The sequence below is a fragment of the Actinosynnema sp. CS-041913 genome (assembly GCF_050942485.1).
GTDB lineage: Bacteria > Actinomycetota > Actinomycetes > Mycobacteriales > Pseudonocardiaceae > Actinosynnema.
On sequence record NZ_CP192037.1, the window covers coordinates 4,889,117 to 4,915,168 of the forward strand.

Consider the following 26,052-nt stretch of genomic DNA (forward strand, 5'->3'; position numbering starts at 1 on the left):
TCACGCACTGTTCTCAGTCCCCCATCGTGGTTGTGCGCCGGTTCCGGATCAGCGCCGCGAGCGCCGCGCCGGTCGGGTGGTCGAGCACTTCGCGCACGCTCAGGTCGACGCCGAGACCGGTCCTGATCCGGCCGGCGGCCGAGGTCGCGGTGAGCGAGTCGACGCCGAGGTCGAACACGGACACGTCCGGCGCGAGCGCGTCCACCCCGATCACGGCACGCCAGCTTTCGAGCACCACCCGCAGGATCTCGTCGTCGGTGACGGGCGTGCCGGCGCGCGGGACTTCCGGCGCGGTCACGGGTTCGGCCTGCCCCGGAGCCGTGATCCAGTAACGCTTCCGCTGGTACGGGTACACCGGCAGTGGCACCGTCGGCACGCCGGCGAGCCTCGGGTCGACCGGTTCCTCCACCGCGCCCGCCTCCCACAGCGCACCCAGCGCGGCGAGGAAGTCGGCGTCCTCGCCGTCGCGGCCGGGATTCGGCAGCGTCGCGACCGCCGGCACGCCTTGACCGGAGAGGTGCCGCCGGGCGAACCCGGTCACCGCGCGGCCGGGCCCGACCTCCACGACCACCCACGGCCGGTCGGCGGCGACGAGCCGGTCCAGGCAGTCGGCGAACCGGACCCGTGAACGGACCTGCCGGGCCCACCGGTGGGCGCTGACCGCGTCCTCCGGCGTCAGCCACGAGCCGGTGACACCGCAGAGCATCGGGATTTCCGGCGGGCGCAACGCGATACCGGTCAGCTCACCGGCCAACGGCCCCACCACCGGGTCCATCAGCCGCGAGTGGAACGCGTTGCGCCCGGCCAGCCGGGTGCTCTGCACGCCGTGCACCTGCAACCGGCGCTCCAGCCGCGCGATGTCCGGCTCCGTGCCCGCGAACACGAAGTCCCGCGCGGTGTTGTGGCACGCGAGGTCGACGTCCGCCACCAGGTCGGCGGCGACCTCGCCCCGGACGGCGAGCATCGCGCCCGGCTCGGCCGTGCCCATCAGCGCCGCCCTGGCCGCCACCGCCCGCAGCCCGTCGGTCAGACCGACGACCCCGGCGACGATCGCGGCGGTCCACTCGCCGAGCGAGTGCCCGAGGACGGCGTCGGGCGTGACACCCCAGGACTCAAGCAGCCGGGCCATCGCGTACTCCGCGATCACCAGCGCGGGTTGGGCGATGTCGTTGTCGTGCAACCGGTCCGGGTCGTCCAGGTGCCGCACGACCCGACCGGCCCGCGACCCGCCGATGGCCGTTTCGAGCGCGGCGAAGGCCTCGTCGCAGGCTTCGCGGTAGGCCGGGAACGCCTTGCCGAGGTGGTCGCCCATCTCCAGCTTGCGGCTGCCCTGCCCGGTGAACGCGAAGCAGACCGCACGCCCGGTCACCGGCTCGGACGAGCCGGCCCCGGGCGGATCGGCGGGCCAGACCACGGCCTGGCGGTAGCGGTGCGCCCGCCGCCCGTGTTGGAGCGTGCGCGCCACGGCCGACAGCGGGTCGCCCCCGTCCCGCACGTGCCGGACCACGTCCCGGACGCCCGCAGCCAGCGCCTCCGGGCTCTTGGCGGACACCGGGAGCAGGTGGCTGCCGGGCACCGGCTCGGCCGACTCCGCCCGCCACTCCTGGAGCACCACGTGCGCATTGGTCCCGCCCATGCCGAGCGACGTGACACCCGCCCGCCGCGGCGCGCGCTCGGTCCACGGCTGCGCCTTGGTGTTCAGGTAGAGCTGGGTGCCGGTCAGGTCGACGGCCGTGGTGGGCGTGTCGCAGTGCAGGGTCGGCGGCAGAACTCCGTGGTGCACCGCGAGCGCCGCCTTCACGAAGCCCGCCACCCCGGCCGCCGCGTCGAGATGGCCGATGTTGCTCTTCACCGAGCCGACGGCCGTGGTCCGCTCCCGGCCGCCGCCGAACACCCGCGCCAACGCCTCCAGTTCGATCGGGTCGCCCAGCGGCGTGCCGGTGCCGTGCGCCTCGATCAGCCCGACCGACTCCGGAGCGACCCGCGCGCCGGCCAACGCCTCCGTGATGACGGCGACCTGCCCGCCGATGGTCGGCGCGGAGTACCCCATCCGCTCGGACCCGTCGTTGTTCACCGCCGAACCCAGGATCACCGCCCGGACGTGGTCGTGGTCCTCCAGCGCGCGGCGGAGGGTCTTCAGCACGACGATCCCGCCGCCGTTGCCGGTGATCGTGCCGGTGGCCTGCGCGGAGAACGCCCGGCAGTGCCCGTCCCGGGACGCGATACCGCCTTCCTGCCACAGGTATCCCCGCCGCTGCGGCAACGTGATCGAGACACCGCCGGCCAACGCCGCGTCGCACTCGCCCGCGAGCAGCGCCTGGGTGGCGAGGTGGACGGCCACCAGCGAGGACGAGCACGCGGTCTGCACGCCGATGGCCGCCCCGGTCAGCCCGAGCCGGTAGGCCGCACGGCTGGCGAGGTGGTCCTTGTCATTGGCTATCAACAGCTCCAGCAGCGAGTTGTCCACTTGGGACGGCAGGAGGTGGCGCAGCAGGTAGGTGCTGACGTCCGTGCCCCCGTACACCGAGATGTCGCCGGGGAACCGCGCCGGCACGCAGGCCGCGTCGTCCAGCGCGGAGTCGCACAGCTCCAGGAACAGCCGGTGCTGCGGGTCGAGAATCCGGGCGTCGCGCGGCGTGATGCCGAAGTACTCGGCGTCGAACGACTCCACGTCCTCCAGCGCTCCGAACGCCCGCACGTAGTCCGGGTGCGCCAGTTCCCGTTCGACGGCGCCGTCCGCCAAGGCCTCCTCGGCGGTGAAGAAGCCGACCGACTCCACACCGTCGTGCACGTTGCGCCAGAACGCCTCCACATCCGCCGCACCCGGCACCCGCACCGCCATACCCACCACCGCAACCAGATCGTCCGGCGTCACGACTCGCTCCTTCGGGCACGACGGGCACCGCGCTCGGCAGCACGGCGGGCACGGGCATCGGGCTCACGGCCGGCGCGCCCCGGTTCGGCGCGCACGTGGCGGGCTTGGGCGCGGACACTCGTCTGCTCGAACAGACCGACCAGGCTCGGCCGCACACCGAACCGGTCGTACAACGCGTTCTGGAGCTTGACCAACAGCAGCGAGCTGCCACCGACCTCGAAGAAGTTGTCGGTGACACCGAACGCGCTGTGCGCCAACACGGACGCCCAAACCTGGTGCACCGCCTGCTCGGTGTTGTCCGCCGCCGGCACGGCCCGCCGGTCCGGCCCGGCGCCGGCGCGGCGCAGCAGCCGGGTCCGGTCGACCTTGCCGCTCGGCGTCGTCGGCAGGCGGTCCACGACGGTGATGACCGAGGGCAGCATCGCTTTCGGCAGGGCCTGTTCGAGGCTCTCCCCGAGCTGCCGGACGAGGAGCTGCCGGGTGTCGAGCGCGGTCGGGTCGTTGGCCATCGGCCCGGTGTGCGTGGTCCGGACGGACGTCAGCACCCGGTGCGGATCGACCTGTCGGACCGTCTCGCGGGGCACCAGCAGCACGTCGAACGTGGCGGGGTCGTCCCAGCCCGGCGTGATGATCGCGCGGTACCCGTTGGCCTCGGCGGCCTCCCAGAAGTCTTCGGGGTGCGGCAGCGCCTCCACGACCGGCGTGGGCAGGGCGGACAGCGTGGTGTCCGGTTCGGCCGACCGCAGCGCGGTGACGACGTGCCGAACGGTCCGCAGCCGGACGTCGGGGACCGCCGGGATCAGCACCGGGTCCGGGCCGAGCGTCGCCCAGTCGACCGGCCACGACCCGATCGTCGGTGGAGCGGGATGCTCCCCGCCGCCCACGGTCGGCATCACGTCGCGCCGGTCCCCACCACCCACCGTCAGCGCCACGTCGCGCCGGTCCCCACCTCCCACCGTCAGCGCCACGTCGTACCGGTAAGCGTTGACCTCGTTGCGGTGCCGGCCTCGTTTGAGCTGCACCTCCGCCCGCCCGATCGGTCCGAGCCAGGCGGCCAGCCGGTCCAGCGCGCGGGGGTCGAGCAGCAGTTCCTCCTCGCCGCGGACCAACCGGTCGACTCGTTCACGCAGGTCGGCCGCCTTGGTGTCGGGCCGCGCGCGGGCCGTTTCGGCTTCGGTCGCGAACTCCTCCAGCAGACCGAGGTGCCGCAGGTCGCCGAGGAACACCGTGCCGCCGGGCGCGAGCAGCGGCCGGAGGCCTTCGAGCACCCGGCGCAGGTAGTCGGCGCTCGGGAAGTACTGGACGACCGAGTTGAGCACGATCAGGTCGAAGTGCCCGGCAGGCAGGCCGGTGGTGTCGTGCGCGGGCTGCGTGCGCAGCCGGACCCGGTCGCCCCGGCCCGCCGCCGCCAGCCGCGCGGCCAGCTTGTCGACCACGACGCCGGACAGGTCGGTGCCCCAGTACTCCTCGGTGTGGTCGATGAGCCGCCACAGCAGCAGACCGGTGCCGCAGCCGACCTCCAGCACGCGGCGCGGCTCGAACGCCCGGATCCGGTCCACTGTGGACCGCAGCCAGACCAGCATCTCGTCGTCGGAGATCCGGCTGCCGTCGATGCTGCTGGTCCAGCCGATCGTGTCCACCTCGGGCTCGCCGCCGCCGTCGACGCCGTAGGTCCGGTCGAAGACGGTCTCCCACCGGTCCAGCCGCTCCGTGGTCACGGCCTTGTCGTCGGCCCGCTCCTCGGTGGTCGTGACGAAGGCGGCCAAACGCGCGCCCGCCTCGGTGTCCTCGGCCACGACCACCGCCTGCCGCACCACGGGGTGCCGGGCGAGGGCGTGCTCGATCTCGCCCAGCTCGACCCGGTGACCCCGGACCTTCACCTGGTGGTCGAGCCGGCCCAGGAACTCCAGTTCGCCGTCCGGCGTCCAGCGGGCCAGGTCGCCGGTGCGGTAGAGCCGGCCGCCGCGAGGGCCGAACGGGTCCGGCACGAACCGCTCCGCCGTCAGGTCCGGCCGGCCGGCGTAGCCGCGCGCCAGCCCCGCGCCGCCGATCCACAGCTCGCCGACCATGCCGGGGCCGAGCAGCCGGCCGTGCCGGTCGACCACGTGGGCGCGGACGTTGTCGATGGGCCGGCCGATGGGCACGCGCTCCGGCCCGGTCCGCGACGGCTCGCACCACAGCCGGGTGGCGTCGATGGTGGCTTCGGTCGGGCCGTACAGGTTGACCACCGGCACCGGGCGCAGGTCGCGCAGCTTGCGCAGCAGCCCGGCGGTCAGCGCCTCCCCGCCCAGGCACACCAGCCGCAGATCGGACGCGGCGAGCCGGGCCCGGCCCTCGGGGCTGTCCAGCGCCATCTCCAGCGCCGTGGGCACGAGTTGGAGGACGGTGGCCGAGTCAAGGCACGCCAGCCAGCCGAGGGGATCGCCACCGGACGGTGGCGCGATCACCACCGTCCCGCCGGACATCAGCGGCGCCAGGTACTCCCAGACCGACGCGTCGAACGCGGCCGATGTCCGCCACAGCACGCGGTCCTCCGGTCCCAGCCCGAACTCGCGGATCAGCCACGCCATGTGGTTGGCGAGCGCGCCGTGCGTGACGACGGTCGGCTTGGGGCTGCCCGTCGAGCCGGAGGTGAAGATCGTGTAGGCGTGCGTGTCCGGGCTCGCCTGGTGCACGGGCACATCGGGGTCGGGCAGCGTCGTGTGGACGTCCGCGTCGGCGGGAAGTTTGTGGCGATGGGTGTCGGAGGTCAGCACGAGCTTGGCTTCCGACGACAGCCGTGCCAGGCGGCCGGCGGGCAGGTCGGGGTCCAGCGGCAGGTAGCCCGCGCCCGCGTGCAGCACGCCGAGGATGGCCGTGATCAGGGCGGGGCCGCGATCGAGGCAGATACCGACCGTGTCGTCGGTGCGCACGCCGAGCCGGGCCAGCGAACCGGCGACCGCCAGCGCCTCCGAGTCCAGCCGGGCGTAGGTGACCTCCTCCCCCTGGCACACCAGCGCGACGCGTTCCGGGTGGGCGGCGGCTCGTGCGGCGACGGCCTCGTGCGCCAGGAGGTCGGGCGCGGGCCGTTCGGTGGCGTTCCACGCGGTGATCCGGCGGTGCTCGGCCGGTTCCACGAGACTTACTCGGGACAGCGGCGTGTCCGGGTCGGCGGCGACGCGGGCCAGCAGGGTCGTGTACCAGCGCAGCACCCGGTCGACGGTCTCCGCCTCGAACAGGTCGGTGCTGTACTCGGCGGTCAGCTCGACCGACCCGTCCGCCGCGGGCGTCGCCTCCACCGTGAGGTCGTACTTGGCGATGTCCCAGTCCACCGGGAGCGCGGTGATGTCCGGCCCGGCCAGCTCCAGGTCGGGGCTGCGGGTGTTCTGGAACGCGAACGAGGTCTGGAACACCGGGTGGTGCGCCAGGCTGCGGGCCGGGGCCAGTTCCTCCACCAGCCGTTCGAACGGCAGGTCCTGGTGCGCGTACGCGCCGAGCGCCATGTCCCGCACCCGGCCCAGCAGCTCCCGGAACGTCGGATCGCCGCCGGTGTCGCACCGCAGCGGCAGCATGTTCACGAAGAACCCGATCAGCGGCTCGGTCTCGGTCCGGGTCCGGTTGGCGATCGGCGACCCGACCACCACGTCCGGGCGGCCGGACCAGCGGGCCAGCACCGTGCCGAACCCGGCGAACAGCCCCATGAACAACGACGCCGAACCGGCCTGGCACAACTCTTCCAGGCGGCGCACGACCGACGCGTCCACCACCGCGCGGCGGCTGGAGCCCGCGAACCCGGCGGTGGCCGGCCGTGCGCGGTCGGCGGGCATCCCGATCGCCTCGGACGCACCCTCCAACGCGCCACGCCAGTACGCCAGGTGCTCGTCCAGCACCGGGCCGGACATCCGCTCCCGTTGCCACGCCGCGAAGTCCAGGTACTGGATCGGCAACGGTGGCAGCTCACCGCCCGCGTACAGCACCGACAGCTCGTGCGACAGGATCACCCGCGACCACCGGTCCGAGACGATGTGGTGCATGGTCAGCACCACCACGTGGTCCTCGTCGGACACCCGCAGCACACGGGTGCGCAGCAGGGGCGGTTTGCCCAGGTCGAACGGCTGGTCGATCTCCGCGCGCACGGTCTTCGCCACCACGTCCTCGGACACCATGGTCACCGGCACCGGCACGTCGACGTGCGGGGAGACGACCTGGATCGGCCGTCCGGCGGGCGCGACGAACGAGGTCCGCAGCACCTCGTGCCGCCGCACCACCTCCCGGACCGCCGCCGCGAACGCGTCCACGTCGAACGGTCCGCTCACCCGGAACACCACCGGCACGTGGTAGACCCGCGAGTCGTCCAGCATCCGGTCCACGAACCACAACCGCTGCTGCGCGAACGAACTGATACCGATCCTGCGATCCGTGCTCATCCGAGGTCCCCCAAGAGAACAGCGTCGATTTCGGCCGCGTCCAGGCCGGGGAAGGAGTCGCCCGCCCGGCGGGTGATCGGCGCGGCCACTCCCCCGGAGCCGGCCGCCACCACCTCGGCCAGCTCTTCGATCGTGGGCGTCTCGAAAAGCTGCCGGATCGGCAGGCTCACCTTCAGCGCGCCGTCGATCCGGGCCACGATCTGCGTGGCGTTCAGCGAGTTGCCGCCCAGTCCGAAGAAGTTGTCCCGCGCTCCCGGCGCGTCCGCGAGGTTCAGCACCTCGGTCCACACGTCCGCCAGCGCCTGCTCCACCGGTCCGGCGACCTCCCGCCCGGACGGGAGGCCCAACGGAGGCAACGCCTTCCGGTCGATCTTGCCGCTCGCCGTCATCGGCCAGGCGTCGACCACGCCCAGCAGTGGCGGCACCATGTGGGCAGGTAGCCGCGCGGCGAGTCGGCGGCGGATCGACTCCACGTCCACTGTGGACTGTGCTGATTGCAGGTAGCCGGTCAGCACCGGCTCGTCGCCCTTCGAGGCACGGACGACCACGACGGCCGCCGCGACGTCCGGGAAGGCCGCGAGCGCGGCTTCGATCTCACCGAGTTCTACCCGGTGGCCCCGGATCTTCACCTGGTGGTCCGCGCGGCCGATGAACTCCAGTTGCCCGTGAGCGGTCCACCGGACCAGGTCGCCGGTCCGGTAGACGCGGCTCCCCGGCGGTCCGAACGGGTCGGGGGTGAACCTCTCGGCGGTCAGGTCGGGGTGGCCGGGATAGCCCCGGGCGATGCCGGGGCCGCCGATCCACAGCTCGCCCGTCATGCCGATGCCCGCCAGGCGGCCGTGCCGGTCGACCACGTACGACCGGGTGCCGTCGACCGGGCGGCCGATCGGGATGGTCGCCCCGGTGAGCCGGTCGAGGTCCTCGGGCAGCTCGAAGCACACCGCGCCGATCGTCGCCTCGGTCGGGCCGTAGTGGTTGACCAGCCGGAGGCCGGGCTGTGCGCGGCGGATTCGTCGGGCCAGTTCCGGCGGGAACGGCTCACCGCCCAGCACCAGGGTTCGGCGTGCCCGCCAGTGCGGCGTCAGGCCGGTGACATGTCGGAAGTGCGAAGGCGTCATCTTCACGTGGTCCGCGCCGGGCGCGGCGTGCGGGCTGTCCGGCTCGATCAGGACGCACCCGCCTGCGGCCAGCACCGGGAACAGCGTGGTGTAACCGAGGTCGGCGCTGATGGTCGCGGGTGTCGTCGCCGTGTCTCCCCTGCGGATGCCGAGCAGGCGGATCATCGCGGCCGTGTAGTTGGCGAGCGCCCGGTGGGTGACGGCGGTCGGTTTGGGTCCTCCGGTGGAGCCGGACGTATAGATCGTGTAGGCGAGGTTGTCAAGTACTGCGGTCACAGTGTCCACATCGGACTTGCCTGCCAACAGTTCTTGGTACGTGCGGGTCTGCTCCGGGAACTTGTGCCGGTGGTCGTCGGTGGTCACCACCAGATCGGCTACGCCCGACAGCAGCGCGAGGCGTGCGGGTGGCAGCTCGGGGTCCAGCGGAAGGTAGCCCGCACCGGCGTACAGAATGCCCAGGATCGTGGTGATCAGGGACGGGCCGCGATCGAGGCAGATCGCCACGGTGTCGTCGGTCTTGATGCCCAGGCCCGCCAGCTCTTTGGCGATGCCGCGTGCTTCGGAGTGCAGGTGGGCGTACGTCAGCCGCTCGTCTCGGCAGACCAGGGCGATGTCGTCCGGGTATTTCGCCGCGTGATCGGCGATCAGGCCGGGCACGGTGCGGTCCGGCACCGTGTGATCCCGGCCGTTCCACAGCGTGGTGACCAGGTGGAGTTCGGCCGGGTCGGGGAGGGTGGCTTGTGACAGCGGCACGTCGGGGTTGCCGACGGCGTGCTTGAGCAGCCGGACGTACCAGGTGAGCGCGCGGTCGATGGTGGACGCGTCGAACAGGTCGGTGTCGTACTCGGCGGTGAGGAGGATCGTGCCGTCGTCCGCCTGGGTCGCTTCCACGGAGAGGTCGTACTTCGAGACGTCCCAGTCGATCTCGAATGGGATCGTGTCAAGACCGGGTAAGGTCCACTGTGGACTTCCGGTGTCACGAATCGTGAACGAGGTCTGGAAAATCGGGTGCCGGGACAGGCTGCGGTCGGGCGAGAGGTCGTCCACGAGCCGTTCGAACGGCAGGTCCTGGTGCGCGTACGCGCCCAGCGTGGTGTCGCGGACCTCGGCCACCAGTTCCCGGAACGTCGGGTCGCCTGCCGTGTCGCACCTGATCGGCAGGACGTTGACGAAGAATCCGATCAGCCCTTCGACCTCGACCTGGTTGCGTCCGGCGACCGGGGTTCCGACCACCACGTCACCGACGCCGGTCCACCGGGACAGCACCGCGCCGTAACCCGCGAGCAGGCCCATGAACAACGTCGCCGAGCCCGCCCGGCACAGTTCCACCAGCCCACCGGTGGTGTCCGCGTCGAGCGTGACCGCCCGGCTCGCGCCACGGAACCCGGCGGTGGCCGGACGTGGCCGGTCGGTCGGCAGGTCCAGGGCCGGCGGTGCGCCGTCCAGTGCGGCACGCCAGTACGCGAGGTGCTCGGCGAGGACGTCGCCCGACAGGTGCTCCCGTTGCCACGTCGCGAAATCGAGGTACTGGATCGGCAGCGGCGCGAGCGACCGGCCCGCGTAGGCGTCCGCCAACTCACGCAGCATGATGTCCAGCGACCACCCGTCGCAGACGATGTGGTGCATCACCAGCAGCACCACGTGGTCTTCCGGCGTCACCCGGAACACGTGGACCCGGAACAGCGGCGCGACCGACAGGTCGAAGAGGATGTCCGCCGAACGGCGCACGGCTTCCCGCAGCTCCGGTCCGGTGACGTCTTCGACGGCGCAGGGGATTTCGACCTCCGGCTCGACCACCTGGACGGCCCGGCCGGCGGGTTCGGCCAACGAGGTCCGGAGGACTTCGTGCCGCCGCACGACTTCGCCGACCGCGCGCCGGAACGCGGCGGCGTCGAACCGGCCTCCGACCCGGAACGCGATCGGCACGTGGTAGAGCCGGGAGTCCCCCACCAGCCGGTCCACGACCCACAACCGCTGCTGGGCGAACGAGCTGAGCCCGATCCTGCGGCGCGTCACCGCGGGTCACCCGCCCCGAGCAGCGCTTCGACCTCGGTCGGGTCCAGTCCTGGGTAGAGGTCGGCCTCCTGCCGGACGAGCGCGGGGGCCGTGGACCGGCCGGCCTCGGCGACGAACCGCGCCAGCCCTTCGATCGTGGGCGTCTCGAACAGGTTCCGGATCGGAATCCGCACCCCCAGCACCGCGTGGACGCGCGAGGTGATCCGGGTGGCGTTGAGCGAGTTGCCGCCCAGCCCGAAGAAGTCGTCCCGCGCGCCCGGCGGGTCCGTGAGGTTCAGCACCTCCGCCCACACGTCGGCCAGCGCCTGTTCGACCGCACCGGAGACCGGACGACCGGCAGGCGTCTCCAGCGGTGGCAACGCCTTCCGGTCGATCTTGCCGCTCGCGGTCATCGGCCACTGCTCCACCACGCCGAGCACCGGTGGCACCATGTACCCGGGCAGGCGGTCGACGAGGTGGCGCCGGACGTCGTCCAGGTCGGGCCGTCCCTTGAGGTAGCCGGTGAGCACCGGTTCGCCCTGATCCGTCCGCACGACCACGACCGCCGTGTCGACCGCCGGGTGTTCCGCCAGCACGCTCTCGATCTCGCCGAGTTCGACGCGGTGCCCGCGGATCTGCACCTGGTGGTCCGCACGGCCGAGAAATTCCAGGTCACCGCCGGGGTTCCACCGGGCCAGGTCCCCCGTGCGGTAGAGCCGCGCCCCGGGCGGTCCGAACGGGTCCGGGACGAACCGTTCGGCGGTCAGGGTCGGGTTCCCCAGGTAGCCGTGGGCCAGACCGGCACCGCCGAGCCGGAGTTCCCCCGAGACGCCCACCCCGACCGGCCGACCGTCCTGGCCGACCACGTAGGCGCGGACGTTGTCGATCGGCCGTCCGATCGGGAAGTTCTGGGCCCCAGGCTGAATCTCACAAGCGGTCGCGACGACGGAGTTCTCCGTCGGCCCGTAGTTGTTCAACACCCGGTACGACGCGGATGGGCCGGACGTCAGCACATCCCCGCCGGTCGACAACACCCGTAACACCGACAATGGCGGGGCAGCACGGGTGAACATCATCTCCGCCAACGGCGTCGGCACGAACGCGGCGGTAATCCCGTTGTCCGCGAACCACTCCAACAGCAAGTCTGGATCAGACCGGACCTCCTCGCCCGGCACGTGCACACTCGCACCTGCCACCAAGCTGGGCCACAGCTCCCACACCGAAGCGTCGAACCCCGGCGACGCCACCAGACTCGTCCGATCACCCGAACCAAGACCCACCTCACGAACATGCCACGACACCAGATTCGACAAACCCCGATGCGGAACAACCACACCCTTCGGACGACCCGTCGAACCAGACGTATAAATCACATAAGCCATATCCTCCGCCGAACACCGGACACCCAGGTCGGTCGACGGCTGGAGATCGATCTTCGCGGCGTCACCAGCCAGGTCCACCCACGGCACGTCGACCGGTGGTCTACCCCGGCCCACCACGACGAGGGCCGACGAGTCCTCCACCATGAACCGCAGGCGTTCCACCGGGACACCCGGATCGATCGGCAGGTAGGCGGCGCCGACCGAGAGCACCGCCAACGCGCTGACCGCCAGCTCGACGCCTCGGGGCAACACCAACCCCACAACATCACCCCGACCGACACCCAGCCCGCGCAACCACCACGCCAACCGGTTCGCCCGTGCCACCAGCTCACCCGAACGGACCACCCGGTCGCCGTCGACCACCGCGACGCCATCGGGGTGGGCATCGGCACGGCCGGCGACCAATTCGTGCACGCAGGCCTCCGGAAGCGCACATGGACTGCCCGTTCCGGCCGCCATGACGATCCGGATCTCGTCCGCCGACGTCAGGTCCACAGTAGACAGAGGCGTGTTCGGGCTCGTTGTGGCTTGGTCGAGCAACCGGACGTACCAGTCGAGCAGCCGGTCGATCGTGGCGGTGTCGAACAGGTCCGTGCGGTAGTCGGCGATCAGGCCGATCGTCCCGTCCCGCGCGGGCACGGCTTCGAGAGCCAGGTCGTACTTCGCGATGCCCCAGTCCATCGCGAACGGTTCGACGTCCAGTCCCGGCAGCCGGAGGTCGGCGGACCCGGTGTTCCGGAAGGCGAACGAGGTCTGGAACACCGGGTGGTGCGCCAGGCTGCGGGCCGGGGCCAGCTCCTCCACCAGCCGTTCGAACGGCAGGTCCTGGTGCGCATAGGCCGCCAACGCGGTGTCGCGCACCCGTGCGACAAGCTCGCCGAACGGCAGGCCGCCGTCGGCGCGGAACCGGATCGGCAGCATGTTCACGAAGAACCCGATCAGCTCCTCGGTCTCCGTGCGGGTCCGGTTCGCGATCGGCGTCCCGACCACGACATCGTCCACGTCGGCCCAACGGCACAACACCGCGCCGAAGGCGGCGAACAGCCCCATGAACACCGACGCCGACCCGGTCCGACACAGCTCCTCAAGCCGCCGAACGGTCTCCTCGCCCACCGTCGCCCGCCGAGTGCCGCCGACGAACCCGGCCCGTGCCGGACGCGGTCGGTCCCACGGCAGCCCGACGACCTCGGGAGCGCCCGCCAACGCGTCCCGCCAGTACGCGAGCTGGTCCGCCAACGCCTCACCGGACAGCACGTTCCGCTGCCACGACGCGAAGTCCGCGTACTGGATCGACAGCGCGGGCAGCGCCTCCCCCGCATACGCCGCCGACAACTCCCGCAACAACACCTCAAGCGACCAGCCATCGCACACGACGTGGTGCAGGACCAGCAGCACGACCCGATCGACCGGCGACACCTCGAACACCCGCGCCCGCAACAACGGCCCGGCCGACAAGTCGAACGGCTCGACGACCGCACCTCGCACCGCGTCCGACAGCTCCCGTTCCGACACCTCCACCACGACGACGGGGACATCGGATTCCGGCGCTACGACGGCCACCGGCTGCCCTCCCGAAGCGGCGAACGACGTCCGCAGCACCTCATGCCGCCGCACGGTCGCCTGGATCGCACGACGCAACCGGTCCACGTCGAGCACGCCACCGACCCGGAACGCGACGGGCACGTGATAGACCCGTGAGTCATCCGCCATCTCATCCACGAACCACAAGCGGTGCTGGGCGAACGAGAGCACGGTGCGGTCCACACCGGGCGCGATCACCGACCGCCCGGCGGCACTGCCCTCCCGAAGCCGGCGCAACGCGCGCCGGCGCAGGGCCATCACGTCCATCGCGGATTGGTTCTCCGCCATCGAAGTCACTCCAGGTTCCCTTGCGCCAGCGCCAGAAGTTCGGCCGGATCCATGGCCGCGACCAGCAGGTACTCCCGGGCACGCGCCTCGATCCCGAGGTGGGACCGGCCGAGCCGCCGGGCCAGCGCCTCGATCGTCGGCGCGGCGAACACCTCGCGGATCGCGACCTCCACGTCCAGCGCGTCCTGGATGCGTGCCGCGATCCGGGTGGCGTTCAGCGAGTTGCCGCCGAGCCCGAAGAAGTTGTCGGTCGCGTCCGGCGCGGCGCGAAGCTCCAGCACCTCGGCCCACACCGCCGCCAAGGTCTCCTCCACCGGCCCCGAAACCGCGCGGCCGGCGGGTAGTTCGAGCGGCGGCAACGCGTTCCGGTCGGTCTTGCCGCTCGCGGTCGTCGGCCACCGGTCCACCACGCCCAGCACCGGCGGCACCATGTATCCCGGCAGGCGGGAGGCGAGACGACCACGGACGTCATCGAGGTCCAGCGCCGCCCCGACCGGCTGGACGTAGCCCGTGAGCACGGGTTCGCCGTTGTCCGACGACCGCAGGACCACGGCGGCCGACCGGACGTCCGGGTGCTCGCCGAGCACGGACTCGATCTCGCCCAGCTCGATCCGGTGCCCCAGCACCTTGACCTGGTGGTCCAGCCGACCGAGGAATTCCAGGTCGCCGTCGACGTTCCACCGCACCCTGTCCCCGGTGCGGTAGAGCCGTCCCCCGGGCGGTCCGAACGGGTCGGGCACGAACCGTTCCGCCGTCAAGCCGGCCCGGCCGAGATAGCCCAGCGCCTGCCCCGTGCCACCGATCCACAGCTCGCCGGCGATCCCGATGCCGACCTGACGCCCGGCCTCGTCCACGACGTAGGCACGGACGTTGTCGATCGGCCGTCCGATCGGGAAGTTCTGGGCCCCAGGCTGAATCTCACAAGCGGTCGCGACGACGGAGTTCTCCGTCGGCCCGTAGTTGTTCAACACCCGGTACGACGCGGATGGGCCGGACGTCAGCACATCCCCACCGGTCACCAGCACACGCAGCGAGAGCGACGACGGACCGGAGCGACGGAACACCGGTTCGGCCAACGGCGTCGGCACGAACGCGGCGGTAATTCCGTTGTCCGCGAACCACTCCAACAGCAAGTCTGGATCAGACCGGACCTCCTCGCCCGGCACGTGCACACTCGCACCTGCCACCAGGCTGGGCCACAGCTCCCACACCGAAGCGTCGAACCCCGGCGACGCCACCAGACTCGTCCGATCACCCGAACCAAGACCGACCTCACGAACATGCCACGACACCAGATTCGACAAACCCCGATGCGGAACAACCACACCCTTCGGACGACCCGTCGAACCAGACGTATAAATCACATAAGCCATATCCTCCGGTGAACACCGGACACCCAGGTCGGTCGACGGCTGAGCAGCGATCCGTTCGGCATCACCGACGAGATCCACCCACGGGGCATCCACCGGTGGCGCGCCGAGGCCCACCACAACACGAGCGTCCGCATCCTCGACCATGAACCGCAGCCGCTCCACCGGGACGCCGGGGTCCATCGGCAGATAGGCCGCTCCGGCGGACAGCACCGCCAACGTACTGACCGCCAGCTCGACGCCCCGGGGCAACACCAGCCCCACAACATCACCCCGACCGACACCCAGCCCGCGCAACCACCACGCCAACCGGTTCGCCCGCCCGACCAGATCACCGAAACGCACAGCGACATCGCCGTCGACCAGGGCAACGGCGTCGGGATGGACAGCGGCGACCAGCTCGGGGACGTTCGACTCGGCGATCGCGACCTCCGCACCCTGCCACGACCGGATCACGTCCTGCTCGACTGCGGGCACGAAGTCGTAGTCACGCACCTTGGTCCCCGCATCGACCACGATTCCCTTCAGCAAGGCGAGGAACCGATCGGCGATGCGGGCGGCCGTCGTGGCGTCGAACAACTCCGTGCTGTAGTCGAGATCGCCGCTCAGCGCGTCGTCGTCGGTCATGAACAGCGCGAGGTCGTACTTGGCGGAACGGGGATCGAGCGCGACCGGTTCCGCCGTGACGCCGGGCAGGTCGAGCGTCACGTTGTTCCGCAGCGCGAACACGACCTGGAACAGCGGATGCGTGCCGGGGTCGCGGTCGACGCCCAGACCATCGACGAGCGCGTCGAACGGCAGTTCCTGATGGGCGTACGCGGCGGTGACCGTGTCACGGACCCGAGTCAACAGCTCGCCGAACGTGATCTCCCCGGTGCACCTGGTCCGGATGGGCAGCATGTTCACGAAGAACCCGATGAGCCCTTCGACCTCGGCGTGATCGCGCCCCGCGACCGGAGTGCCGACGACCAGGTCGGAGTCTCCGCTGAGCCGGTGCAGCAACACGTTGTACGCGGCCAACAGGACCATGTGCGGTGTCGTGCCGGTGCGGTGGGCCAACGCCCGCAACCCGCCCGCCACGTCGGGCGGCACGACGAACCGGTGGCGCGCCCCGGCGAACGACCGCCGAGCGGGCCGGGGGCGGTCGGTCGCCAGCCCGATCGAGCCCGGAGCCTCCGCCAGGAGTTCCCGCCAGAAGTCCAGGTGTCGTTCTACCGGCCGTTCTCGTTGCCAGACCGCGTAATCGGCGTATTGCACCGGCAACTCGGGCGGCACCGATGAACTGTGGTGGCGCCGTAGCTCATCGAACAGCACGCCGAGCGACCATTCGTCCGTGGCGATGTGGTGCATGGTCATCAGCAGCACCACCGCACGCGGCATCCGCAGCAGCCACACCCGCGCCAACGGGCCGTGGCCGAGGTCGAACGGCGTCCGTGCCTCCTCGTCGGCGATCGAACGGACCTCGTCCAGGCCGGCCACGTCCCCGATGTCCACCCGCACCCGCGCCGTGTTGGTCACGACCTGGCGCGGCGTGCCGTCCTGCTCCAGGAAGACCGTGCGCAGCACGTCGTGCCGGCGTGCGGCGGCGGCGAAACCCCCGGCCAGCAGGCCGACGTCGACTTCACCGGTCAGCACGTACGCGAACTGCTCGTGGTAGGCGCACGAATCCGGGAAGAGCTTGTGCAGCAACCACAATCGCTGTTGCGCGGAGGACAGGGGCAGCGGCTCGACGCGGGCCACCGGCAGCAGGCCGGAGTCCGGCTCCGAGCAAGCCGCCGCGAGCCCGGCCACCGTCGGGTCGGCGAACACCACTCCCAGCGCGGGGCGGTGGCCGAGCGCCGCGCCGATCCGCGTGAGGATCTGGTTGGCGTGCAACGAACTCCCGCCCATCGCGAACAGGTTGTCGTGCCGGCCGGGCTCGACGCCCACCACGTCCCGCCAGATCCCGGCGATCAGCCGCTCGGTCGCGCCCACCGGCTCGTCCGCGTCGAGACGGGCCGCGGGCAGGGGCAGTGCCCGCCGGTCGGCCTTCCCGTGCGCGGTGAGCGGCAGCCGGTCCAGGAACACCCAGCGGACCGGGACCATGTGGTCGGGCAAGGTCCGGCGCAGGTGGGCACGGATGTCGGGCAGGTCGGCCGGTTCCGCCTCGGTGAGGTAGCCGACCAGTGTCGGCCCGGACGGCAGGTCGTCGGACAGCACGACCACCGCCGCGCCCACCGCCGGGATCGCCACCAGGGCCGACTCGACCTCGCCCAGCTCGATCCGGAAGCCCCGGAGCTGAACCTGGGAATCGTTGCGGCCACGGTAGAACAGCGCGCCGCCGTCGTCGGCCACCGCCAGGTCGCCGCTCCGGTACCGCCGGCTGCCGGGAGGGCCGGCCGGATCGGGCACGAACCGTTCCGCCGTCAGGGCGGGCCGGTTCAGGTAGCCCAGCGACACACCGGGGCCGGACACGAAGGCCTCGCCCACGTGGTGGGGCGGCACCTCGGACCCGTCCGCGTCCAGGAGTCGGACCCGCAGGTCGTCCAGCGGACGCCCGATCGGGCTGCCGGTCTCGCCGGCGGACAGCGCGTGGGCGGTCACGTGCACCGTGGTCTCGGTGATGCCGTACATGTTGACCAGCCGGGGCGAGGTGTCGCCGTAGCGGTCGAACCACGGGATGAGCGTGGCCGGTTCGAGTGCCTCACCGCCGAAGACCACCAGGCGCAGCGCCGTGTCCGGCCAACCGGCGTCCCGTGCGGCCCGGGACAGCAGCCCGAACGCCGAGGGCGTCTGGTTGAGCACGGTCACCTGTTCGGCGATCAGCAGACGCCAGAAGGCATCCGGGTCGCGTGCGGTGTCGCGGGGCACGACGACGAGCCGGCCGCCGTGCAGCAGCGCGCCCCACATCTCCCAGACCGAGAAGTCGAACGCGGCGGAGTGGAACATCGTCCACACGTCGTCGCTCGTGAAACCGAACCGCCCGGCGGTGACGTCGAACAGCCGCACGACATTGCGATGGGTGACCACGACGCCCTTGGGGCGGCCGGTCGAACCGGACGTGTAGATGACGTAGGCGGGCGCGTCCGGGACGTCCACCAGGTCCGGGCCGGCAGGCGACGCCCCGCGCGGCACGGTGAGCCCGTCCCGTAATCGCGGTCGCACCGAGTCCGACGTGAGCACCACGGCCGCGCCGCTGTCGGCGAGGATGAACGCCTGGCGCTCCGCCGGGTAGTCCGGGTCCACCGGAACGTAGACGGCCCCGGCTTTGAGCACTCCCAGCAGGCTCGCGATCAGGCCGATGGACCGTTCCACGCACACGGCGACCGACATGCCCGGCCGGACGCCTTCCGCACGCAGCCGGTGGGCGATGTGGTTGGCCCACTCGTCCAGCTCCCGGTAGCCGATGCGGTCGTCCCCCCGGACGACCGCGACCGCCTCCGGCGCCTGTTCGGCCCACCGCTCGAAAAGCCGATGAACGCACGCCACACGCTCCCCCTCATGTCCTCGTGGGCCGTTCGGATCGCGGTGACGTGCCTGCCCGCCCCGGCAGCCGACCCGCCTCTCCCTTCCGCGATCCGAACGGCACCGAGTCTGCTGGCGCACACCGTTCCTGCCATTGGGTGAACTCCCCCATCTATGTCGGCGGGCGTCGGAACGATCGACCGGGGGGCGCGCGCCTCGGTCGGCGTTCGGGCTTGTTTGCGCTGGTCGGGCGGCTTGTAGGCGGTTCGGCACAAGATGGGGGACATTCCCCCATTCCGGCGAGGTGGGCCGCGCCGGCACCATGGCCAGCCATGCGGCGCGCGAACGAGCCCGGCAACCGGGCGGACCTGCCGCCGCACTGGTGGGCGGCCGGACTCGTCCTGCGCGAACGCCTGCCCGCCGCACACCACCCGCCGACACCACTGGCCCGCGACCGGGTGCACGCCTGGCGCACCGCACACGGACTGGACGCCGCCGGCCGCACCGCGCACCGGCTCGCCGCCCTCGGCACCGACGAACAGGGCCTGCTGTCCCTGCACGCCGAACCACCGGCCGCCCTCGCCGCCCGGTCGAGCCGGCCCGCCTGGGCGACGTTCTTCGAACAGGCACTGGCCGAGGCGCCGCACACCGCCGACCACTCCGACAGTTCCGCTCAGGCCCCGGCAGCCGTCGGCGAGAACGACATCGACACGACCGACTGGCGGGCCGCGTTCGCCGCACCGTTCCGGCCGTTCGTCCGGCTCGCCTGCCGGATGGCCGCCGACCGCCTCCGAGGCCGCCTGCCACCCGGAGCCGTCGCGCCCCACGTGCTCACCGACACGATCACCCGACAGCTCGACGCCCGCCTGGTCGACCTGTCGGCGCGCACCCTCGTGCTGCTGGTCAACCGCGACCGCCTGGCGGGCACCCTGACCGGCGCGACCCCGGCCGACCGGTTCGCCGACTTCATCCGCGCGATGTGCACCGCGGAGCGGCTCGGCGAGCTGGCCGTCGAGTTCCCGGTCCTCGCCCGGCTCGCGGCACAGGCGTGTCTCCAAGCCGTCGACGGCTGCTGCGAACTGCTGCTGCGGTTCGCCGCCGACCGGGCCGGGATCGCCGCCGAACTGTGCGCCGGCGAGCAGGCCACACTGGTCCGCGTCGAAGGCCAGGCGGGTGACCGCCACCAGGGTGGCCGCTCGGTCGCGGTGCTGTGGTTCGCCGACCACCGCCGGGTCGTCTACAAGCCGAGGCCGGTCGCGTTGCACGCCCGGTTCACCGAGCTGGCGCGGTGGCTGACCGAGCGGGTGCCGGAGCTGCGGCTGCGCACGGCCGGTGTGGTGGTCCGGCCGAGTCACGGCTGGCTGGAGTTCGTCGAGCACCGGGCCTGCGCGGACGTGGCCGAGGTGAACCTGTTCTACCGCCGGCAGGGCGCGCTGCTCGCGCTGCTGTACGCGATCGACGGCACGGACGTGCACTGCGAGAACCTGATCTCGTGCGGCGACCAGGCGGTGCTGATCGACCTGGAGACGATGCTCCACCCGACCCTCGCCACGATCGCCGACCCGGCCGCGCGGGCGCTGAGCCGTTCGGTGCAGCGGACGTCGTTGCTGCCGCAGATGTTCCTCGGCGAGCACGGCGCGCTGGACATCTCCGGCCTCGGCGGCGACCGGGGCGCGCCCTACCCCGTCGACGCGGTGCGGTGGGCCTCGCCGGCCACGGACGAGATGCGGCTGGTCCGGCTGCCCGCCGAGTTCCCCGGCAGCCTGAACCGGCCCCGGCTGGCCGACCGCGAGATCGACCCGGGCGACCACAAGGCCGCGCTGCTGGCCGGGTTCCGGACCGGCTACGAGGCGATCATGACCGGCCGGCACGAGCTGGCCGGCCTGCTCGACGCGTGCGCCGACCACCCGGTCCGGGTGCTGGTCCGGCCCACCCGCCTGTACGCGACGCTGCTGGACGAGTCCACCCACCCCAGCCTCCTGCGGGACGCGCTCGACCGGGATCGCGCGTTCGACCTGCTGTGGGCGGACACGCCGGCGGACTCGCCGGCGGCCGGACTGGTCGGGGCCGAGATCGCCGACCTGTGGGCGGGCGACATCCCGCTGCTGTCCACCACTCCCGCCGAACGCGACCTGTGGACGTCGGACGGCCGGCGCGTCGAGAACGTCCTGCCGACGCCCGGTCTGGTGTCGGTGCGCACGAAGATCGCCGCGATGGACGCCGCCGACCGGCGTGACCAGGAGTGGCTGATCTCCGCGACGTTGGCGACGAGGTCCGCCGACGTCGTCCACCGGAGCACGGACACCGTGGCCACGTCGGCGACCACGCTGGAACGGGAACGGCTGGTCGCCGCCGCGTGCGGGATCGCCGACCGGATCGTGGCCGACGCGCTGCGGGCGGGCGACCGGGCGAACTGGCTCGGCGTCGAACTCGTCGAGGACCGGCACTGGCAGGTGCTGCCGATGGGGGCCGGGCTCGGCGAGGGCTACTCCGGGGTGGCGCTGTTCCTGGCGGAGCTGGCGAGGGTCACCGGGATCGCCCGCTACCGGGACGTGGCGCTCGCCGCGATCCGGCGCGTGCCGGACCTGCTGGACGGCCTCCGCGCGAACCCGGACCTGCCCGCGGCGGCCGGCGTCGGCGCCCACCTCGGACTGGGCGGCCTGTGCCACGCGCTGGCCCGGCTCGGGCCGTTGCTGGACGAGCCGGCCATCGCCGGCTGGCTGGCGGACCTGCTGACGATCATGCCCCCGGTCGGCCCGGACACACCCCGCGGCTTCGCGGACGGCCTCGCCGGCGGCCTGGTCGCGATGCGGTCGGTGCACGTCCAGACCGGTCTTGAGGAGGCGCGGGAGCTGGCGCGCCGCTACGCCGACACACTGGAGGCGTCTCGCGGCCCGCTGAACGCCGACCCGCCGGCGGCCTCCGGCGGACCGCTGAGACCCGGATTCGCCCACGGCGAGGCGGGCATCGCGTGGGCGCTCACCCGGCACGGCGGCGTCAAGCACCCCGGGAACGGGCCGCTGCCGGCCGATCCGGGCTGGTGCTCCGGCGGCGCGGGCATCGCGCTCGCGAGGGCCGAGGTGTCGGGGTGGACCGACGAGCTGCGCGACTGGGTGGCCGGGCCGGCAGACGGCTCCGCGCTGCGCAACATGAGCCTCTGCCACGGTGAGATGGGCGTTTTGGAGGTGTTGTCCGAACTCGCCGGCCACGACGGGCGGATCGCCGCGATCCGGGACCGCCGCGCGGGCCAGCTAGTGGCCGCGCTGGAACGGTCCGGCCCGTCGTGTGGAATACCGGACGGGGTCGTCGTGCCCAATCTGCTGACGGGTCTTTCCGGGATCGGTTATGGTCTGCTCCGGCTGGGCTCCGCCGGCGAGGTCCCGTCGACGCTGCTGCTCGACCCCGGCCGACCGCCCGGTGACCTACCCGCCCGGTGACCGAACGTGCCCGGTGCTCGAAGGGCACGGTGACCGCACGTCACGCAGAGGGGATTCCCATGGGGGAGCACGACCAGACGGCAGACGCGGCGCTCGGCGAGCCGGTGCTGCCGGCCGCATCGGGGATCGGCAGCCGCAACGCGGCGCTGGCCGGCGGCGCGCCACAGCTCGCGGGCACGTCGATCTACACCCTGGACGGCGTGCCGTCCACCGTCAGCTTCGACAAGATGGACACCTGACCAGCAGTTCCCCGCCGGCGGCGCGGCGTCGTCGGTGACCCCACTCCGGTCCGAGGTCTGCTGATGTGGATCCGCTCGCCCCGGGTCATCGGGCGCAGCCGTGAGCTGGACACGTTGACCCGGGCACTCCGGAACGCGCGTGCCGGCAGCGGCCGTGCCGTCTTCCTGCTGGGCGAGGGCGGCATCGGGAAGTCCCGGCTGGCCATGGAGATCACCGGTGAGGCGCTGGCCTGCGGCGCGCGGGTGCTGCGCGGCCGGGGCAGCACGATCGGCCCGATGGTGCCGTTCCGCCCGCTCGCCGAGGCTTTGGTGGCGGTGACCAGGCAGGCCGACCTGATCGACCCGGACGAGCTGGGTCCGTACCTGCCCGCGCTCGGCGTGCTGGTGCCGGACTGGCGGGACCGGGACGGCACCGACACCGGCGCGTCGCTGCTGGTGGTCGCCGAGGCCGTGCTGCGGCTGCTCGCCGTGCTGGGGCGCGAGCGGGGCTGCGTGCTGGTGCTGGACGACCTCCAGGACGCCGACGCCGAGACGCTGTTCATCCTGGAGTACCTGGTCGACAACCTCGCCACCACGTCCGTGCTGCTGGTCGGGGCGATCCGCACCGGACCGTCCAAGGCGTACGACCTGGTGCGGTCGGCCGCGCGGCGGCAGTCCGGCACGATCCTCGAACTGGGCTCCCTGCCGCGCGCCGACGTCGACCAGCTCGCCGCCGCCTGCCTCGACGCCGATCCGGCCGGGGTCGATCCCGACGTCGCCGACCTGGTGTGGCGCACCAGCGCGGGCAGCCCGTTCATCGCCGAGGAAGTGCTGCACGAGTGGGTCGACGAAGGCCTGCTGATCAACGACCGGGGCACCTGGCGCATGGTGGGCCAGGTGCCGGCCCGGGTGCCGGCCGCGCTCGCCGACACGATCGCCGCCCGCGCCGACCGGCTGGGGCCGCAGGGCCAGACCCTGCTGTCGACCGCCGCCGTCGTGGGACACCGGTTCCCGCTGTCGGTGGTGCAGAAGGTGACCGGGGTGGACGACCGCAGCCTGCTCGGCCACCTGCACGCGGGCATCTCCGCGCAGCTCATCTCGCCGGACGAGGCCGCGCCCGACTGGTACGTCTTCCGCCACCCGCTGACGTCGGAAGCGCTGCTGGAGGCGTTGACCCCGGCCCGCCGCAGCGCGTTGGCCGTGCGGGTCGCGGACGCCGTGGAGGCGCTGCACCCCGGCCTGCCCGGCGAGTGGTGCCCGCTGGTCGCGACCCTGCGGCTGACCGGTGGCGACCCCGAGGCGGCGGGCAGGCTGTTCACCGCAGCGGGCAAGCGCGCGCTGGCGGACGCCGCCGTGGACTCGGCGGTGGCGTTGCTGAGCAAGGCCGACGAGCTGCTGGCCGGAAACCCCGGAGCCCCGGTGTACGTGGAGACCTTGGACGCCCTGGTGTACGCGCTCGGCGAGAAAGGGCAGTACCAACAGGCGTTCGCGCTCGCGACCCGGTTCGCCGGCATCGGCACCCGCGACCAGGTGACCGCGCTGCACACGAAACTGGCGTGGGTCGCGTACCTGGGCGGCCGTCCGCACGACGGGATGGACCAGGTGGCCATCGCCCGCGCGGTGCACGGCCCGGGGCCGGCCGACGAGCAACTGGCGGCGCTGGATGCCGTGCACGCCAACCTGTTGCTCGAAGTGACCGGCTCCGACCACCTGTACACGGCGGAGAAACTGGCCCGCAACGCGCTGGCGTTCGCCGAACAGCACGGCGCGCCGACCATCGCGTGCCAGTCGCTCCAGGTGCTCGGGCTGGTGGCGCGCGAACGCGACCTGGACGAAGCCGCGCGGTTCCTCGAACGGGCCAAGGCGATCACCGAGCAGCACCGGCTTCCGTTGCTGCGCAACCACGTCCTCATGCGACTCGGCGGCCACCGGCAGCTCACCGACGGCGACAGCCGGGGGCTCCAGCTCGCCAAGCAGGAGGCCATGCGCACCGGCTCCATCACGATCGTGTGCACGGTGGACGTGGTCAGCGCCCTGTACCTGACGCTGCTCGGCGAGTTCGAGGAGGCCGCCGAACTCGTCGCCGCCAACCTGGCGCAGGCGTCCCGGCTCCAGCTCTGGGACCTCGTCCGGTACAGCCACGCGACCCGCGCGATCCTCCAGGCGCACCAAGGGAATCGTCGCGGGATGGAAGACGCCATCGCCGAGGTCCGCGAGCACGGCGGCACGGATTCCCACGAGGAGTCGCTGTGCCTCGGCCTGGCACGGGCGTTCTGCGCGCTGCTGGAGGAGGACGTCGACCGGGCCCGGCGCGAACTGGCCGCGGCGGCGGCGTTCGAGGAGCGCAACCCCACCGGCTTCTACCTGACCGGCGGGCACGGCATCCAACTGCTGCTGGATGTGCTCAGCGGTGACGCGGGGGAGGCGGACCTGGCCGGGCTGTGCGCCGCCAGCCGGATGAGGTGGAACCGCCAGTGGGTGCACCTGGCCGAAGCCGTCGTGCACGGCCGCCGCGGTCGCGTGACGGCGGCGAACACCGCCGTGGCCGCGGCGGTGACGGCCGCCGAGCCGTACCGGATGGCCCGCCACCTGGGTCTGCGGCTGGTGGCGGAGGCGGCGACCGCGGACGGCTGGGGCGACCCGGTGACGTGGATGCGCCAGTCCGAGGAGTACTTCCACGAGGCGGACCTGCCGGCCGTGGCGAGCGCGTGCCGGGCGTTGCTCCGCCGGAACGGCGCGCCGGTCCAGCCGCGGCGCACCGGCGCCGACCGCGTGCCCAGGCGGCTGCGCGACTCGGGCATCACCGTGCGGGAGTACGAGGTGTTCCAGCTCCTGGTCGGCCGCTTGGGGAACAAGGAGATCGCCAAGCGGCTGCACATCTCCCCGAAGACCGTGGAGAAGCACGTGTCCAGCCTGATGGCCAAGACCAGCCGGCACGACCGGGTCAGCCTGACCGAGTATGCGGCGACCTTCGAGCCTTAGTCAGTTCTCCAGCGCCGCAAGGACATCCGTGAGGTCGGCTCGGGCGGCCTCGTCGCCGTGCAGGGCGCGTACCCCGGCCACGTTGAGCATCACCTCGTCCACCCCGGCCGCCCAGTACCGGCGGATGCCCGCGACGACTTCGTCCACACCGCCGGACAGCAGCAGATCACGCTCGATCAGTCGCCCAGCGGCACTTTCCGGCCGTTCGACCGCGATGCCCGCCTGGCGCAGCATGTCCACGTAGTGCGGCATCCTCAGGTGCGGTCCGTACGCGGCTCGCGCGGCCTGTTCCGGGTCGCCGGTCAGCGCCAGACCCACTTGCGTGATCACCTTGGGCGGACGGCGTTCGGCGGTGGCGGCCATGGCCGGGATCAAGGTCTCCGCGAGGTAGTCGGCGGGCGTGAGCCAGGTAATGGCCGCGTCCGCGACTCTTCCCGCGACGGCCGCCATTCCCTTGCGCAGCACGCCGACTCCGATCTCGACCGGAGGATGTTCCAGGCGTGGCAACGGATACCGATGGCTGAAGTACCGCCCCTCGAACGAATGCCGCCGCTGGTCCAGCAACGCCCTCATCACCGACACGTACTCGGCCGCGGCGGTCAGCGGACTGCCGTAACCGCTGCCGCGCAACGCTTCCACGAACCGCTCGGCGCCGACACCGATGCCCGCCACCACCGGCAACCCGGTGAGCAACGCCAACGACCGCGCCTGCACCGCCGCCTCGAACGGCTGCCGCAACGGCATGAGCGTGACCGCCGTGCCCACCGGCACCTGGATGCCCCGACCGGCGACGTAGGCCAAGGCCTGGTGCGGCTCGACCGTCAACGACTGCCCGACCCACAACCGGACGGCACGACCGCGCCGGACCAACTCGGCGTACGGCACGACCTCGTCGCCGTTCGTCGGCAGGAACGGCAACATCACCGAGACAGCACCCACCACCCCACCCCTCTCGC

9 protein-coding genes are annotated in these 26,052 nt (G+C 72.2%); 3 read left to right on the forward strand and 6 right to left on the reverse strand.

The window, feature by feature from the left end:
• Positions 1 to 13 precede the first annotated feature (13 nt).
• The 5 genes from ACQPZF_RS22590 to ACQPZF_RS22610 are packed head-to-tail and all read right to left on the reverse strand — an operon-like array spanning position 14 to position 18,483.
• On the reverse strand, positions 14 to 2,875 hold the full coding sequence (locus ACQPZF_RS22590; protein WP_433260000.1) for a type I polyketide synthase: 2,862 nt from the start codon (positions 2,873 to 2,875) through the stop codon (positions 14 to 16).
• Positions 2,872 to 7,281 (reverse strand): amino acid adenylation domain-containing protein, encoded by a 4,410-nt coding sequence (locus ACQPZF_RS22595; protein WP_433260001.1) that lies wholly within the window; start codon positions 7,279 to 7,281, stop codon positions 2,872 to 2,874. The genes ACQPZF_RS22590 and ACQPZF_RS22595 overlap by 4 nt, the downstream gene beginning before the upstream one ends.
• Positions 7,278 to 10,415 (reverse strand): non-ribosomal peptide synthetase, encoded by a 3,138-nt coding sequence (locus ACQPZF_RS22600; RefSeq protein WP_433260002.1) that lies wholly within the window; start codon positions 10,413 to 10,415, stop codon positions 7,278 to 7,280. The genes ACQPZF_RS22595 and ACQPZF_RS22600 overlap by 4 nt, the downstream gene beginning before the upstream one ends.
• Positions 10,412 to 13,645 carry a non-ribosomal peptide synthetase gene (locus tag ACQPZF_RS22605; protein WP_433260003.1) on the reverse strand — a complete coding sequence of 1,078 codons (3,234 nt, stop codon included), beginning with the start codon at positions 13,643 to 13,645 and terminating at the stop codon, positions 10,412 to 10,414. Before ACQPZF_RS22605 ends, ACQPZF_RS22600 begins: the two co-directional genes overlap by 4 nt.
• Before the next feature lie 5 nt (positions 13,646 to 13,650).
• Positions 13,651 to 18,483 (reverse strand): amino acid adenylation domain-containing protein, encoded by a 4,833-nt coding sequence (locus tag ACQPZF_RS22610; RefSeq protein ID WP_433260004.1) that lies wholly within the window; start codon positions 18,481 to 18,483, stop codon positions 13,651 to 13,653.
• 308 nt (positions 18,484 to 18,791) lie between these two features.
• Here ACQPZF_RS22610 and ACQPZF_RS22615 point away from each other — a divergent pair, with 308 nt between their 5' ends.
• From ACQPZF_RS22615 to ACQPZF_RS22625, 3 genes are all read left to right on the forward strand, one after another.
• Complete coding sequence (locus ACQPZF_RS22615; RefSeq protein ID WP_433260005.1) at positions 18,792 to 21,896, forward strand: type 2 lanthipeptide synthetase LanM family protein; 3,105 nt, start codon at positions 18,792 to 18,794, stop codon at positions 21,894 to 21,896.
• Positions 21,897 to 21,955: 59 nt separating this feature from the next.
• Positions 21,956 to 22,135 carry a hypothetical protein gene (locus ACQPZF_RS22620; RefSeq protein ID WP_433260006.1) on the forward strand — a complete coding sequence of 60 codons (180 nt, stop codon included), beginning with the start codon at positions 21,956 to 21,958 and terminating at the stop codon, positions 22,133 to 22,135.
• A 63-nt stretch (positions 22,136 to 22,198) separates the two neighbouring features.
• Positions 22,199 to 25,096, forward strand: a complete 2,898-nt coding sequence (locus ACQPZF_RS22625) for a helix-turn-helix transcriptional regulator (RefSeq protein ID WP_433260007.1) — start codon at positions 22,199 to 22,201, stop codon at positions 25,094 to 25,096.
• On the opposite strand, the gene ACQPZF_RS22630 is transcribed toward ACQPZF_RS22625, so the two are convergent.
• A complete protein-coding gene (locus tag ACQPZF_RS22630; protein WP_433260008.1) occupies positions 25,097 to 26,035 on the reverse strand; it encodes an LLM class flavin-dependent oxidoreductase in 939 nt (312 codons plus the stop codon).
• Positions 26,036 to 26,052: the final 17 nt, after the last annotated feature.

Bases quoted from the DNA above. Each gene is read 5' to 3' on its own strand.
- ACQPZF_RS22595 (WP_433260001.1), bottom strand. From the start codon at position 7,281: ATGAGCACGGATCGCAGGATCGGTATCAGTTCGTTCGCGCAGCAGCGG.
- ACQPZF_RS22605 (WP_433260003.1), bottom strand. From the start codon at position 13,645: ATGGCGGAGAACCAATCCGCGATGGACGTGATGGCCCTGCGCCGGCGC.
- ACQPZF_RS22615 (WP_433260005.1), top strand. From the start codon at position 18,792: ATGCGGCGCGCGAACGAGCCCGGCAACCGGGCGGACCTGCCGCCGCAC.
- ACQPZF_RS22620 (WP_433260006.1), top strand. From the start codon at position 21,956: ATGGGGGAGCACGACCAGACGGCAGACGCGGCGCTCGGCGAGCCGGTG.
- ACQPZF_RS22625 (WP_433260007.1), top strand. From the start codon at position 22,199: ATGTGGATCCGCTCGCCCCGGGTCATCGGGCGCAGCCGTGAGCTGGAC.